The organism is Geobacter sp. SVR (genome assembly GCF_016865365.1).
Classification (GTDB): Bacteria; Desulfobacterota; Desulfuromonadia; order Geobacterales; family Pseudopelobacteraceae; genus Pelotalea.
Genome location: NZ_AP024469.1, coordinates 3,016,912 through 3,031,398, shown reverse-complemented (window position 1 = coordinate 3,031,398; position 14,487 = coordinate 3,016,912). Strand labels below are relative to the sequence as shown.

The following is a 14,487-nucleotide window of genomic DNA, read 5'->3' as shown; positions in this document are numbered from 1 at the left end:
TGAAATACAAAACACTGGTACTCGGTACGGTTCTGACAAGCGCGGCGCGATAATCAGCGGTTCAGAAACGCGATAAATAACCGCGCCGATAGTCTTGACCATATCAAAACAGTATTGATGCCGCAAGCACCGAGGGGGTCTGCAGACCCCCTCGGAAGTTATATCCCTACCAGTTGAAATAGATTCTCTCTCCGGACAGCTCACCACGATTGCCACCCACAGTGTATCTTGCCTCTACTGGCATTGATCTAAACCCGCCAAACAACGCGCGGATCGCTGGATGGTCGTTGATGGTCAAAATCGCCTTTCCTTTTACCTCTCCCATTACCACGGCTAGGGCCTCATATTCCTCCCAGGGGAATAGTACACCATAATGTTCCACCTTCCAGTAAGGTGGATCAAGAAAGAAGAGTGTATTCGGGCCATCGTATTTGTTGACGCAGATACGCCAGTGAAGATGTTCAATGTAACATCGAGACAACCGAAGATGGGCCTGGCTAAGGGACTCCTCCAGACGAAGCAGGTTGAGTCGTGGCGGCTGGGTCTTCGATGTGCCAAACACTTGGCCATGCGCCTTGCCGCCAAAGGCCATTTTCTGAATGTAATAATACCGGCAGGCCCTCTGAATATCTGTGAGCGTTTCCACCGGCGTGATTTTCAGCCAATCAAACATCTGCCGGGAAACCAACGACCATTTAAAATGCCGAATGAATTCTTCAAGGTGGTGCTGGCAAATACGGTAAAGGTTGATCAGCTCATTATTGCAGTCATTCAGGACTTCAGTATGAGCCGGTGATTTGAGGAAAAAAAGCGCCGCACCTCCAGCGAATGCTTCAACGTAACAATCGTGCGACGGAAAGTGCGGCAAGATGGATTTAGCCAGCTTTCGCTTGCCACCCATCCAGGGAATAATAGGTGTATGGTTCACGTGAGCTCCTTGATTTATCAAGATTGTTTTGATAGGCTCCCCCTCACCTCGTACGGGGTGGGGCAGCCCTGACGGGCTCACTGCTTGCTCAGTGGGTCGGTGGCCGGATCGTGTTCGAGCACGATCCGGCCGCTGCCTCTTCTTATGTCCTACAAAATTTGGTCGATCACCTCTATAAGCCATTTTGCAATGAACTCATTCGCGAATGAGCTGGGATGGTTATTATCGGCATATAAACGATTGTAGTCCCCCCCGCGGCGTACAAAATCCCTGAACCTGGCCCGGCAATCAACAAGCCCGGCGCCACTTGCCAGACACTGGGTTAGCGCTGCCTGAACATACTGGTCGTATGTCACTGCCGACGATCCAGCACCCTCATAATCAACATCCTTCCCGCCGAGAGTGGTGAAAAACAGAAAATCAGTTGCCTTCCCGCCCCCGCTATTCAACACCGCATTCAGTCTTGACATAAACGTGGCGATGTTTGATTTAAATGCTGCCAGCGGGGTCTGCCGCAGGTACTCGTTTACGATGGGCAACTCAGTTATAACCAGATGGGGCGTAGTTTTGATGTACGATAAGATATCCGCCAAGTGATCGTGCGCGGCATCATTATAACTGGCGCCATCCCCCATCCATTGCCCGATCGTATGCCCTCCCATCGCAAAATTGGCTATATTGTTGTTATCGAACAGCACTCCCCTGACCGCAACCCCCGACCCGGTGGCTGCGTTAAGCTCCATATGTACTCTGCCCCATACTTTCGAACCAAAGTCGAGACAATAAATAACGTCTTGAAGTCCCGAACTATAAGCGTCTATTTCAATGTAGCTATCATAAACAGTAGCTTCCGCACCAGCCAACACCAGCGCACCAGTATTGGTGACACCGTAAACTTTGGGATACTCGGTACGCCCAAAGTTCCATATGGGTTTAAGAGTCGGGGTATCGGCCTCGTACCGGTTATGGCTGTACGCAACAACTTCTGCACCTCCTGCAGCTCCGTCAGACATGAAAAAACGGAGCTTTGAGCCCGAAGATCCCCGACGAAAGCAAACATACATCCGGCGGAAAGGGAGAACTGGATCGAGGTGCGCGGTAGTCACTTTAACGTAATCGTTGTGATATATCCGCATGCCTGAATGAATCCATTTTTCTAACCCGGTAGGATACGACCCGGATGCATTCAATATTTGGATAACCTTAATCCCACTCGAATCAAGCATCGTGCCCACCGTGACCGTACCAAAACCGGGGACAAATAACTTTTGACCCGTTTCCGTGAAAAAACCGAGCGTACTTGAAGCCATTTTAGGGTTCACGCGTAGGTAAAACTCCGATCCGTCATACTCCCCCAAAATAGTGCCATTGCTATCTGTTACAGTACTCCAAGAGCCGCCGCTGCCACTGATACCAGGACACGGTAATAAAGTGATGTACTCAAGTTTTCCCGCTTCCAGAAAAGAATTCTCATCCTCCGGGGCCATCAAAAACATGCCAGCGTTAAATCGCCCCCGAAACAGCTTATCACGATAAACATCGATCAGGTCGTTTGCCCCGCGCGCCCAAGGAGTAAACCAAGCGGGGTAAGACGAGATGGTGGGGACAATTTCGTATTCATCCAAACCAAAAATAGCCCCCGTAGAAGGTTTTACTGGCCGAGAAAGAAAATCATCTACCTGGGCGTCAGGTGCCGCAAACTCATAAGGAAGTATGCGTTGATCGGGCCGACCGTGTATGGTGTAAACCATTTCATCAAAGCCCCGTGTAGACCGGATGTGCTGCTCAATGCGCGCCATAAATCCTTGGTTAAACAATGAGGAGCTGTGCGAAGAATAGTTAGTACCAAACGGCCAATCCCATTCCGAGGCACCTTGCCCCCACGCGTGGCTATCCCCGAACAGCAGAATCTGCTTGTCATAATTTTGGGCGGTGACATTGGCGTTATGAGTAACGGAAAACACTGTAGCATTGACATTATGGACAAACTTCTGCTCTTGAGGATCAGATGCTGAAGGATACCAGTCAGCGCCATCGGAGAAAAATCCTTCGCCCTGGCCGGAAGCAAGTTCAAAACGTATGTGCCCCGCGATCGTCTCTAAATCTTCCGCAACCAATATCGTTTTGTAACCATCGTGGCCGGTATTCTGGACATATATCCTATGGCCTATTTTACCCGCCGCAACAGGTAGATTGACGACACAGTCAATGGCCGTCGAGTCTGTATCAACCATGTATATATAATCGTAGTCAGCAATGTCGTATTCCGCTGTTGTTACCGTAATAACACCCGACCAAATTCCGCCGGCAGGACCTTCCGGGCCACGCAAATTTCCCACGGCCGACCAGGCCCCATCAATCAACTGCCAAACAGAACCATCACTCAAGCGGATATGTGAATCACCTTCAGTTTGCCCGTCAGTTACCACGGGAATATCAATACCCCAGGATAAGCGCGGCTCACGAGGTGGTATCAATAATGATTCAAGCACTTCCTTCGAGATTTGTTTCACTGCCCCGGCCTGAACGACTAGAAGCATATCTTCGGGGTTAACGGTTTCCGCGAGCGGCCGGGAATTAATATATTGCAGCCATGATTTCACGAATTGCTCCTTTCCTGCCTCAAGCCGTGCGGCGCCAAATATAAACAACAACATACGGCGGCATATTATTGTGAGCCGCACCGCCGCCAACCGTGAGCATTTCGCCGCCATCTCCAAAACCCACAGCCTGCTCGCTGCCACTGCCGTTATTGTCATTACCTGTGAGAGAACCGCTGTACGGTGGTTTGAGCAGGTATTTGAAAGTTGGGCCGGTATGGTTATGGCTCGGCATTTCTCCTGTAATTAATGTGTGGGTTGCCTCACCACCTGTATCACCGGCGGTATAGCCTCCCCCTGCACCCAACAGCATACGCCCAGCTCCGAACGCCACCCATGTGCCGAATCCAAACAAACTGGCAGGATTGGCATTGATAGAAGCATTGAAGTACAGCGACCCCACGGGGTACGTGGTTTGTAAAACATCGGCAGGAGCATACGGTCCGCCGATCCCGGCGCCATTCGAATGTGTATGGTTGCCGGCAGCGACCTGTGTTCCCAAAGTGCCCGTATTCTTGAAGGCGGCATCTCCCAGGCCCAGTATGGCTTTCACCTCTGCCAGTGTTTTCCTCACAAAAGCACCTGGTCCGCTCCCAACCAGAAAGTCGCCGGCCGCAACAGCGAGATTATGAATATGCGCCGTGACTGTATCCTTGCGGGCAATGTCATCGCCAGCTGAAGGTGCTGCAATCTTGGCCCGGCCCGCAGCATCGCGCAGAATCAGACGGTTGGCGGTCGCCGCTGGGGTTGATCCATGGGGATTGGTCAGCAGAGCATGGTCATCCACATATTCCTGGGTGGCCATCACGAGGTCGCTGTCGATCAGTACCACCACCTCGCCACCGTTGGATATCCGCAGGCCGCCGCGAACCACGATCTGCTTTTCACCGCCGGAACCGGGAGCGGGTTTTTCGGTCAACGGATATTTGCCAACCAGGATCAGATCATCGTCCGCATCGTAGATGGCCGCCTCGCGGATCTCCCACCCGCCAAAGTCTGTAGGGATGATTGCTTCGATTACAACCAGGTCGGTCTCGGTGTCATGCCGGTAAATTTTGTTAATATCACCGCGCCAAGTCTCGTTGATCAGCCCGTCGACCAGTTCCTCCGGCTCGTGATATTCCCCGTCGCCGTCGCCCACGGCAAACTGGGCCGGGGCGACCGGAGCACCTCCCGCCTCGGCGATGGCCCGTTTGGCCAGTCCCGCACCGGTCATTATCCATCTGAATTCAGCAGGCATAGAAAAAACTCCTTTTGATCATTCGATCAATTGCTCCCCATCAAGTTCGTCAGACAACATCGCTCCATCAAGCTCGTCAAACAGCCGTTCGCCGGTCACCGACTCCGCTTCAGGGAAAACGGTAACAATCTCGGTCGAAATCAAGGCGAACGAGTAGCACGGCACGTCACCTATTACCGATTGGACAAAGAGCACTTCGGACAGCTTGGAGCGGGCCGGCTTGATCTCGTTGATCGCCCACTCCACCTGAGTCTGGGAAAACAGCGGCTCACTACCGATCAGCTCGCATTCAACCCGGAATTCCGCCCAGCGTTCCGGATCCTCGCCGCGCAGATTGATGACCCGAACATCGGCGAAACCGTAATAGGCCAGCAGGACCTGACGCAGTGCGCCGGCACGGCCACCGCGGATGTGCCAGAGATACGCCAGCCGTACCCGGCCAATCCAATGTGCCTCTGGCTCCTGTTGAACACGGACGATGCCGCGTGATCGCGCAAAATGGGCCAGCAGGGCCGCCTCACAGCGTTCGGCTAAATACTGATCGCGCAGAGTGACGATCAACCCGCGGGCCGTATCGAGCAGTTCAGCACTTCCCTCCGCCAGCATGGCCAGAGCGCCGGGCAGCTGAATGAAGGGCAGCCGCAGGGTATCTCTGAAATATGCCCAAAAGCGACCCATGCTATTCCTCGTCCGCCCAGACGAAGGTGAGTTCCAGACTCTCCAACACTGCCAGGCCGTCCGCAGCCACCGTCACATCGGCGACGGGACTCGTCAGATTCACCTTCTTCACCCCCGGGACCAGCAACGGCCACTTCAGGCGATCCAGCGTGGCATCGGCTCCCACCCCGAAGGGGGTGATGCCTGTCACCATGGTGGCTCCGAACAGACTGCGTTCCCTGTTCTCCGCCTCGGCCAGGATGGTCGCCGGATCACCGGAGGAGATCACCAGTTCGGCCACAATGGCGACATCCACCGGCGTCGGACCCTTTACCAGCACATCATCGTTGATCGGCGTCAGCTCATCGTCAGCGCCGCTGCCGTTGATTTTGGCGTCGACTGCCGCCACCAGTCCTTCGGTCGGCAGACCGGCGGTGCCCTGGATAACCACGTCGATCGTGCCTTGGCCACGTGGGTGCTGATCCAGAATCCGCGCCGAAACAACACCGGTCACCGAGAGCGCCCACGCCAGATACGCCTGATACGTGCATCCGGAGAGTCCCTGCCAGGCCAGCACATAACGGATACGCAGCGGCTCGTCTTCCTCCCGATCGCTCCCCTCCGCGATGAGCCAGCCGACACGGTTTTCCACCCCATCAATGCCCGGGATGATCGTGGAGATCTCACTGATCTGTCCAACGGTCGCGTTGGCCCCGGCGCCGTACTCCTCCGCCTCCACCTCCACAGCTACTTCCAATGCGCCGTCCGGGATGATGGCGGCGGCTGTGGTGATGTATCTATAAATAACGCCGGCACCGTCCGGACGGGTACGCACCACACGGCCGGAGGGAATCGGCACGTTGCCGGCGGAAACAGTGCGGACGAAGTAGACGGTCCCGCGAGCCTTGGTGGCGGGCTTGCGGGTGATCCCCACCTGACGGCAGTGCAGGTCCAACCAGAGGCCGGTAGCCGTGTCCGGAAATGCCTGGGCCAGGATTACGGCCAGAAACTGGTAAAGCTGCCACAAACCCCAGCACCACAGCTCAATCAGGCCGCGGATGACTCCCTTGTTGAGATTAAGCCTGAGCGGAAGCCAGCCCTTGGCCGCATACTCCTCCTGCACGGCCGCAATCCGGTCGAACATCTCCTGGCGGATGATATCGAGGCTCTTAGAGACCAGATCTTGGATTGACATCTTTGATCACCAGTTCCTTGTTAGTGCTGTCATAGTCGATAACCAGGTTGTAGGGATTTTCCTCGCCGATGAACTCGAATTCAGCCAGTGCCGTGAAGCCTGTCTCGTCCCACCGCGTTACCGTACAGGCCGCCGTGCCGACCTCCGTGCGGGGATCCGCCTCGATGCGGCGCTCCACCTCCGCCTCAAAGGCCGCCCGGGAATCCTGCGTATTCTCATCCAGGAAAAACTCATGTACCAGGCTGCCGAACTCCGTGTCATAGAACAGCTCCCCCAAAGGTTGCATCAAGCCCAGTCGGATATCCTGGAGCCCGGTGGCAACACCGTCCGTCAACAGCAGTTCGCCGTTGGCGGCGACAAGCGCTTGGCCCGAGTCGCCGAGGCGGATGTCCTGCCCGAAAATATCGGTCATTTCGGTACCGCCACCGGCGACGTGAGGATAGAGGATAATCGGGAATACTGCTCGGCCACTGCCTCCAGGTCGGGCCCCTGGCAGATAATCACCATGCCGGCGCTGACTCCGGTAGTGGGAGGAGCATCGAGAGCGGTGTTAATGCGGCTCTGCCAATTGCCGGCAGCCGGAGCCAGGGGCAGCAGGTAAAAACCGGCGGCAGTCATGGCCGCGGCCAGTCCGAGGGTATTGGCCGCAATCGCATCCAGTGCGAGGACTTTAGCGTTTATCTGCCCCACGACCGCCGCATACTTGTTGAGCAGATCGTCCGCTTCGGCCTGCAGGCCCGCGACGGTTTCCGCGGCACCGGGGAAGATGCCCCCCAGGGTGAGGTTTTGCCACTGTTCCATTGATAGCTCCTTTTACAGCGGGGGACCGGTCTCGCCGCCGCCATCACCATGTTCCTGATGCGTGTGTTGTTCGTAGTCCTCGCGTAAATCCCCCAGGGTACCGAACGAGCCGCCTCTGTCGCTGATCTCCTGGGCCGCGGTAATGGACTTTACAACTGTCAGATCCCCTGTGATCAGGACGGCCGCGTCGATGGTCAACATAGACATGGTCGCCGATCCGGAGGACGCCTGAATGGTCAGAGGCCCTCCGGCTTCCAGGGTCCATCCGGCGCCGGTCTTGTGGATCATGGCCCCGGCGGGAGTGATTTTGATGAATACGCCCGGGGACTGCTGGATAATGAAGGCATCCTGCTCACAGTTCGGGGCCTTGTTCTTCTGCCACCGGAAATTGCTGATGCGGGGGTAGTTGGGATCACCATCGTAGTACTCGATATCGCACAGGGTGCCCACTGCCGGAGGGCAGACCACCCCGCGTTCGGGGCCGCCCCACATGATCGGAATCTCCACCCGGCTGATGATCGGCTCGGCCGGATCATCGCTGTCGTCATTGCGCAGCGGCTGAATGTCGGCCCAGTAGAAACCGTCGCTGGCGTAGGATTTCACCACGCGGCCTTTGCGCACCACGCGGTAGTAATGGCGCAGATTGGGCATCACCAGTTCAATGGCCCGCTGCAGGAGTTTTTTCAGATCGACGTCGGCCATATCAGTACCAGATGAACGTGCGCGTACGGTCCGGCGCACCCTCGTGACGCACCCGCTGCGCCGTCACTATGGCATCGATCCCCCGCCTCACGTCCTGGAGGTGGACAAGCCGGGAATGGTCCAAGTCAGGCAAAAGCCAGGTCTCAATGCGGGAGAGGGTAGTGCGGGACACGCCCGGTTCATGGCGGATCAACCCGGCACCGGTTGCGATTAACGGCATATCGCCCGGTTCCTCTCCGTCGCTCCAGTTCACCCCATCCCTTCCCATCCACAGCGCCCGGCGAGACATATTCAGGCCGAACTGGCGGCTGCAGCTCTCGATTACCTGCTGCACCATCTGCCAGACCGAGCAGGCCGATGCCACGAAACGCGGCAGGGTGACGCCGGTAGGATCAATATGTCCCACCGACAGACCGGCCGTGCGAATCGCCCACGACACAATCGCCTCGGGAGTCTCGTTCTCCCACGCCTGGGTCACGATGGTCCTGGAGAGCGGTAAAGCAGCGTTGCAGCCCCGCACCTCAATCTGATCCCGTGTTTCCCCAGGCGCCAGCATGATCACCGTACCGGACCACGTGACGGCTGCCTGGTCCCGGTAGCCGATCTCAATGGTCAGAGGATTGCCCGGCTGCAGGGTCTCATGCAGGGTCCCGGCTGGATCGGGCAGGGTAACCCCAACCCTCCCCAGGGGATCGCCGCGACGGCCCTCAATCCACCATGCAGGGGCGCGGTCCGCCTCGATGGCGCCGATGGTGATGGCGATATGTACCGCGGACAGTTCCATGTCAGTTCATTCCCGCTTTGATGCCGGCCAGCAAGGGGTTGGTCGTGTCCTCGACAATCCCCGGCGCCGGTGCCGGGGTTGCCTTGGTGGCCGGGGGCGTAGTGGTGCCGGTGGCCTTGACGGCGTTGGCCCGTTTTTCCCGTTTGACGACCGCAGGGATGTGCTCAATGAAGGTGAGTTGCACCTGGATCACATCATCATCGTCGCTCTCGGTCGAATCCAGAGCATCGAATACGACCCGGCTGATCCCCCGCGCACGCAAATGCCGGCCGGTCACGTTGTATATCTGCGGAGTCGCCTTTTTGCCGCCGGTAGCCTTGAATACTTTATTGATCGCGGTCAGCTTGGCGTAACAGTCGCTCACCTCATCGCACAGTAAATCAAGGGTCAGGGTGATGCCGGCATCCTCCCACCCCAGGGCAACCTTGGCCTTGCCGGACATGGCATCATGCTTCGATTCGTCGTAACGAACCCCGCAGCGGATGGATTGGCATCGGAGGATGCCGGGCAGCAGTGTATTGCCGAGTTTAACCAGACCATCCTCGAATGTGAGATGCTCAGGCATCGTATCCCTCCACCAGGGCCTGGAGCTGGGCTATGAAGTCCGGCACATCGGCCACGCTGCTGATCTGCACGGTCAACTGCTGAATGGTAATCTGCCTCCCGCCGTTGTTTCCCGCAGCTGCGGCCGCCGGAACGGCAGCGGGAACGGCCGGGGATGGAGTTGAGGTGGAGGCGCCGATTGCCGGCGGGCCGGGAGGTACGGTCAACGGTGCAGCCATGGGAGCCACGGCAATACTGGTGGAGAGAGCCGCCCCGGCCAGAGCGCCGGCCACGGTCTGCTGCAGCCCGGGTGCCGCCCCCTGGATCCCCTCGGACAGGGTCGACATGATCCGGGATCCGGAGAGGGTCAACTGGGAGAGAGGACCCTCCTTGGCATCGCTGAAGGGCAGCAGGTTGCGCACCTTGGCGAAGATGCCGGTCACCGCCTCCACCGGGGCCATGGCCACGGACTTGATGCCGGCCACCAGGGTCTGGATGATCTTGGCGCCGGAGGCGAACAGGTTGATGCGGCCCAGGATCTGGCCGATCCCCCACCACAGCGACTGGATGAACAGGAGCGGATGAGCCAGCGCCTGATAGAAGCCCATACCCACCTTGATGATCTGCCCCAGCAAAAACCCCAGGAAGAAGTTGACGAACTGGATTACGGTGCGCACCGACTCGAAGCGGTTGTACAGCCAGATCAGGGCCGCCGTAAGGGCCACGATCCCCACAATGATCCAGGTGATGGGGTTGGTGAGCATGGCCGTGGAGACCCCCATGATCGCCATCTTCACCATGGCCAGCCCCTGTACCAGCATCCCGAACCCCACAATGGCCTTGGTTACCAGGGTGCCGATCAGACCGATTGCCAGGAGCAACCCGCCGGCAGCCAGGGCCGTGACGGTCAGGGCGATGGCCACCCCGGCAATGATCCCGGAGGTGCGCGGGTTGGCCATGATCCAGGAATCCAGCCGCCCGGCCAGATCGTTAATCACCTGCATTACGCCGATCACCCCGGCCGTCTGACTTACCAGCCCGCCCACGTGGGCCACCACGTTGGATATCGTGCCGGTCAGGGTCTCCCACTGCATTTTGGTGCCGGACATGATCTCGTTGATTTTGGTCTGCATGTCGGCCTGGTTGCGCATCTTTTCCAGCATCTGGTCGAACCCGGCCACCCCCTGATTGATGAACACCGAAAGGGGACGGGTCGCCTCCTGACCGAACAGGCGGGAGAGCACGATGAGCTGGTCCTGGGGACGAAGTGCCCGAAGTTTTTCCAACTCGCCCATCATGGCCCGGATCCCGACAAAGTTACCGCCGGTATCGAACAGGTCCAGCTTGATCCCTTTGGCGTTAAGGAGTGGCGCAATATCCGCCATCATCTTTTTGCCGCCCAAGCGATTGCTGATTTCTGCAAAACGGCTCAGTGCCATGGCAAAATTGGTACCGGCCTGGCTTCCCTCAATGCTGCTGGTGGCCATCAGGCCGATGGCCGCGCTCACGTCGCGGCCTGCATCCAAACCCTGGACCCGCAGCGCCTTCAGGGTCGAACCCAGGTATTTTAGTGACTCGGACATGTCGGTGACATTGACCCCGGCCGCCCCCTTCAGGCGCTGCAGGGTGTCCATGAACTGGATCGAGTCCTTGTCCGCGATTCCCAGAGCCTCGGTGAACTTGGCCACATGGGTGGCGGCCTGGGCGTACGGAACCTTCATGAGCACCGCAAATTTGGCAGCAGCCTCGCCCATGCCCCCCAGGATCACATTGGTCTGCACCCCTTGTTCACGGAGAGCAGTGAACATCTCCAGCATGTCCTTGGTGGAGCCGGGCAGCGAGCTGCCCAGCTTGTCCGCCAGGGCGTTCAACTTTTCGTATTCGGCACCCACCTGTCCGGTGGAATTCATCAGCATGACGCGCAGGCCGAGCTGCGCCTCCTCCAGGTTGGCGAACTGGGTCACGGCCACGCCCAGCCCCAGGGCGCCCGCCACCCCGGCGCCGGCGATCCAGGTCCCATAGTCGCGGAACTTGTCGAAGACCGGCTGCAGCTTCTCGGCCTTGGCCGTGAGGGCGTCGATATTGCGGGAGATGGTCTGCACCGGTCCGGAGACCATGTCCATCACGCGTAGCAATATCCCGAGTTGGAAGATCGATTCCATCAGCTATTCACCACGAAAACCAGGATTTGCCATCAAATGCTTTCGAGACCGCATAACCCGCGTAGGCAAAGAAAAAAAGCACTCCCAGGACCGCCACGCCGGCCACCCCGGCAACAGTCCAGATCACCCACATAGGAATTGTGAATGTCATTTCCCACCCATCCCTTTCGCCACTGCCCCGGTCATCATCAGTTGCACTCTCTCCTCAATCCACAACGCTTCCGAATACTGCTTCATCAGATCGTCCAGATTTTCAGATGGTACACAGTGGAGGTAATGGCGGACCATGACCTCCATCTGCGCGATCCAGCTTCCTTTCAGCTCCTCGCGGAGCTCTAAAACTTTTTTGTCGAGAGGGTCTCGTTCATGCCGATAGCGCTCTGAAGCTCGTTATTGAGCGCCACCATGCGGCCGGGCATTTCCTCAAACTCGGCCTCCAACTGATCCTTGGTGGGGTGGAGAGCCTTTTCAAACAACAGATCGTTGACCGCCTGAAATGTTTTCCCCTTGGTCACTGTACCGATGAAACGCTTCATATCCAGGACCGTGGGTTTTTGGAAATAGTAGGTCCTGCCGTCTTCGCCGGTCAGCTCCAGAATCTTCTTGCCGGCGGTAATGGCATCCTGGGCAGCCTTTGGGAGTTGTTCCCTTTTGATTCCAGCCGGGGTCTGCTCTTTAGCTTCGCTCACGTCAAAACTCCTTTGATGGTTGAATTACAGGGCGGATGCACCGCCCCACTGAATGGGTGCCAGAACCTTCAAATCCAGCTTGCGGGCACCGACGTTGTCATCGCCCTGCTTGCCGCCGGTGCTCGTTTTGGTGATCTTGCAGGCCGGCAGGATGTCGGTGACGATGGGGAGCCCCTCACTGGCATAGGAAACGACGATCGGGAACGGCAGGCCGTCGTACAGGGAGCCCCCCAGGGCCATCCTCAGTCGTTCCGCCTCGTCCAGATCCAGTTCCATTTTGGCAGAGGCTTTGTAGTTCTTCCGGCCGAATCCACGAGGCACATTGCCTTTGCCGTAGCGTTCCTCTATCGGCCGCTCGTCGTCATAGTCGATATTGGTTATGCCGATGCAGATCCCGCTGGGCAGTTGCACCTCAATTGATTCCCAGTCATACAGATTGCCGTTGACAGCCATTGATTTCCTCCTGTGATGGGGCCCGGGTCATCCATGACCGGGCCCCGGGTTTATTGCAGCCGCGGGTCGAATGCGCCGCCGGCGTAAACGTAGCGTGCGAACAGCTTGATCTTGCGGATGATGGGAATGCCGATCAGGGTCATCTCCATCGCCACCCCGTTGTTGACGATGTCCTGCCCGTCCGGGATCAGCACCTGATGGGCGGCCAGTTCCTGCGGTATTGCCTTGGTCATGGTGTTGAGGGCGGATTCCACCCCTGTCTTCAGATAACCGATGCCGGCCGCCGAGATCCCCAGGGTCGGATCGCCCGCCTCGTCGTACATCGACCGGAGCGCCGCGATACGGGCCTTGCGCACCGCTTTGAACACGGTCCGGAGCACGCTCAGATAACGGTAATCGCTGGTGGCGTCAGCCAGGGTCCGTTCGTCGCCCCAGTACGTACCGGAGAGCCCGGCATAGCGACGAGCCGTGATGTAACCAGCATCCTGCAGCATGACCTGGTGGCTCTCCGTGTACTCCGCGGGCAGGGAGAACTGCGAGACCGCGCCGTCCCGAACCCTGCCCAGGGCACGCATGACCGGGATGGCCAGCAGTCTGCCCGCTGCCAGTCCCGCGCCATTGCGGGTATGGCTCAAACCGGTGAAATCCACGATCTCGCCGTAGGCACAGACGACCGCCACGAAACGGAGCGCCACCCCTTGCCGCTCGGCCACCATGGCCGCGGTCCAGGTGTCGATGCTTTCACCGTCATAGGTCAGCCGACACTCGGCCAGAAAGAAGGTCGGGCGGTGGAGGTTCCACAGCTCGTCCGCGCGTACCTGCAAGGCCGACCAGTCGCTGGAGTCCGAGGCGCCCACCACGTAGACGAATTCCACGTCGTAAAGCTCCAGGGGAGTTTCCAGTGTCTCCAACACGGCGGACACCGTGGGCACCGGGTCCAGAATGGTGAAGCTGTAGACGTCTCCGGCCACGGCAGTCTGGGCCGGGAAGGTGATAATCACGCCGGTACTGCCCACCGTAATGGCACCGTCAACCGGGATCGTTCGCACCGGACCATAGTTGTCGCCGCCATCCAGCGAGAGTTGGTAGGTGCCGGCATTGCGGGCGCCACCGCCGGTGATGAGGAGTACCACCGCCGCGCCGGCGGTGGGGGTGCCGGCAGCGGTGACTGCCGGCCCGGTTCCGACTTTGGTTATGGGCCCGATCGGCGCACGTACGTGGCAGGCATATACGTCGGCAGCAACCTGTACTCCGGCCAGCACTACGGTCACTCCCGTTGCCCCGACCGCAATCTGGCCGTTGGCGGGAGTCGGAGTCTCGGCCCCCAGCGTTGCGCCGCCATCCGTCGACAATTTGTAGGTGGCAACCGCCAGGGCGCCTCCCTGCACAATTACGATGTGTATGTCGGCATTACTGACCGGCGTGCCGCTGATCTGGGCCGCCGGCCCGGTACCGGTGTGGACGATGGGGGTGACATAACCGGCATTTGTACCAGGCACCGGGACGGCGACCACCACCGGGCTCTGACCACCGGCCGCAAACAGATCCCGCAGGCGATCCACCAGGGGGCCGGCGCCCAGCAGGGCATCCAGGTCGCTGGACTTGCCGAGCAGGTACCCCCTGCCCACCTCTCCCAGCGAACAGACGCCGGCAACGATGCAGCTGCCCTCAACTCCGCCCGGAGCCAAGCCGGAGGTGCCGTCTATCAGGTATTCGAAAACGTCATTCATTGA

General features: G+C 58.5%; 15 protein-coding genes. All 15 read right to left on the bottom strand.

The annotated features are described in order from the left end of the window. Positions 1-166: 166 nt before the first annotated feature. Positions 167-901, bottom strand: a complete 735-nt coding sequence (locus GSVR_RS14310) for a DNA adenine methylase (RefSeq protein ID WP_173201686.1) — start codon at positions 899-901, stop codon at positions 167-169. Positions 902-1,077: 176 nt separating this feature from the next. Next, positions 1,078-3,531, bottom strand: coding sequence for a hypothetical protein (locus GSVR_RS14305; protein WP_173201662.1), 2,454 nt, complete (start codon positions 3,529-3,531; stop codon positions 1,078-1,080). Positions 3,532-3,550: 19 nt separating this feature from the next. After that, positions 3,551-4,768, bottom strand: coding sequence for a phage tail protein (locus GSVR_RS14300; protein WP_173201663.1), 1,218 nt, complete (start codon positions 4,766-4,768; stop codon positions 3,551-3,553). An 18-nt stretch (positions 4,769-4,786) separates the two neighbouring features. Further along, positions 4,787-5,446 (bottom strand): phage tail protein, encoded by a 660-nt coding sequence (locus GSVR_RS14295; protein WP_173201664.1) that lies wholly within the window; start codon positions 5,444-5,446, stop codon positions 4,787-4,789. Between the two features lies 1 nt (position 5,447). Next, positions 5,448-6,620: a baseplate J/gp47 family protein gene (locus GSVR_RS14290; protein ID WP_173201665.1), complete on the bottom strand. Its 1,173-nt coding sequence runs from the start codon at positions 6,618-6,620 to the stop codon at positions 5,448-5,450. Beyond that, a complete protein-coding gene (locus GSVR_RS14285) occupies positions 6,595-7,032 on the bottom strand; it encodes a baseplate assembly protein (protein WP_173201666.1) in 438 nt (145 codons plus the stop codon). Before GSVR_RS14285 ends, GSVR_RS14290 begins: the two co-directional genes overlap by 26 nt. After that, complete coding sequence (locus tag GSVR_RS14280; protein WP_173201667.1) at positions 7,029-7,421, bottom strand: hypothetical protein; 393 nt, start codon at positions 7,419-7,421, stop codon at positions 7,029-7,031. Before GSVR_RS14280 ends, GSVR_RS14285 begins: the two co-directional genes overlap by 4 nt. Before the next feature lie 12 nt (positions 7,422-7,433). Further along, on the bottom strand, positions 7,434-8,123 hold the full coding sequence (locus GSVR_RS14275; RefSeq protein ID WP_203978679.1) for a baseplate assembly protein: 690 nt from the start codon (positions 8,121-8,123) through the stop codon (positions 7,434-7,436). Between the two features lies 1 nt (position 8,124). Then, positions 8,125-8,907 (bottom strand): hypothetical protein, encoded by a 783-nt coding sequence (locus tag GSVR_RS14270; RefSeq protein WP_173201668.1) that lies wholly within the window; start codon positions 8,905-8,907, stop codon positions 8,125-8,127. A gap of 1 nt (position 8,908) precedes the next feature. Continuing rightward, positions 8,909-9,472 carry a hypothetical protein gene (locus tag GSVR_RS14265; protein ID WP_173201669.1) on the bottom strand — a complete coding sequence of 188 codons (564 nt, stop codon included), beginning with the start codon at positions 9,470-9,472 and terminating at the stop codon, positions 8,909-8,911. Beyond that, positions 9,465-11,612, bottom strand: a complete 2,148-nt coding sequence (locus GSVR_RS14260; RefSeq protein ID WP_173201670.1) for a phage tail tape measure protein — start codon at positions 11,610-11,612, stop codon at positions 9,465-9,467. Before GSVR_RS14260 ends, GSVR_RS14265 begins: the two co-directional genes overlap by 8 nt. A gap of 7 nt (positions 11,613-11,619) precedes the next feature. Next, complete coding sequence (locus GSVR_RS14255) at positions 11,620-11,763, bottom strand: photosystem II reaction center protein J (RefSeq protein WP_173201671.1); 144 nt, start codon at positions 11,761-11,763, stop codon at positions 11,620-11,622. A gap of 184 nt (positions 11,764-11,947) precedes the next feature. Continuing rightward, complete coding sequence (locus tag GSVR_RS14250) at positions 11,948-12,301, bottom strand: hypothetical protein (RefSeq protein ID WP_173201672.1); 354 nt, start codon at positions 12,299-12,301, stop codon at positions 11,948-11,950. A gap of 24 nt (positions 12,302-12,325) precedes the next feature. Beyond that, positions 12,326-12,754 carry a hypothetical protein gene (locus tag GSVR_RS14245; RefSeq protein ID WP_173201673.1) on the bottom strand — a complete coding sequence of 143 codons (429 nt, stop codon included), beginning with the start codon at positions 12,752-12,754 and terminating at the stop codon, positions 12,326-12,328. A 50-nt stretch (positions 12,755-12,804) separates the two neighbouring features. Beyond that, positions 12,805-14,484, bottom strand: coding sequence for a DUF2586 domain-containing protein (locus tag GSVR_RS14240; protein WP_173201674.1), 1,680 nt, complete (start codon positions 14,482-14,484; stop codon positions 12,805-12,807). Positions 14,485-14,487: the final 3 nt, after the last annotated feature.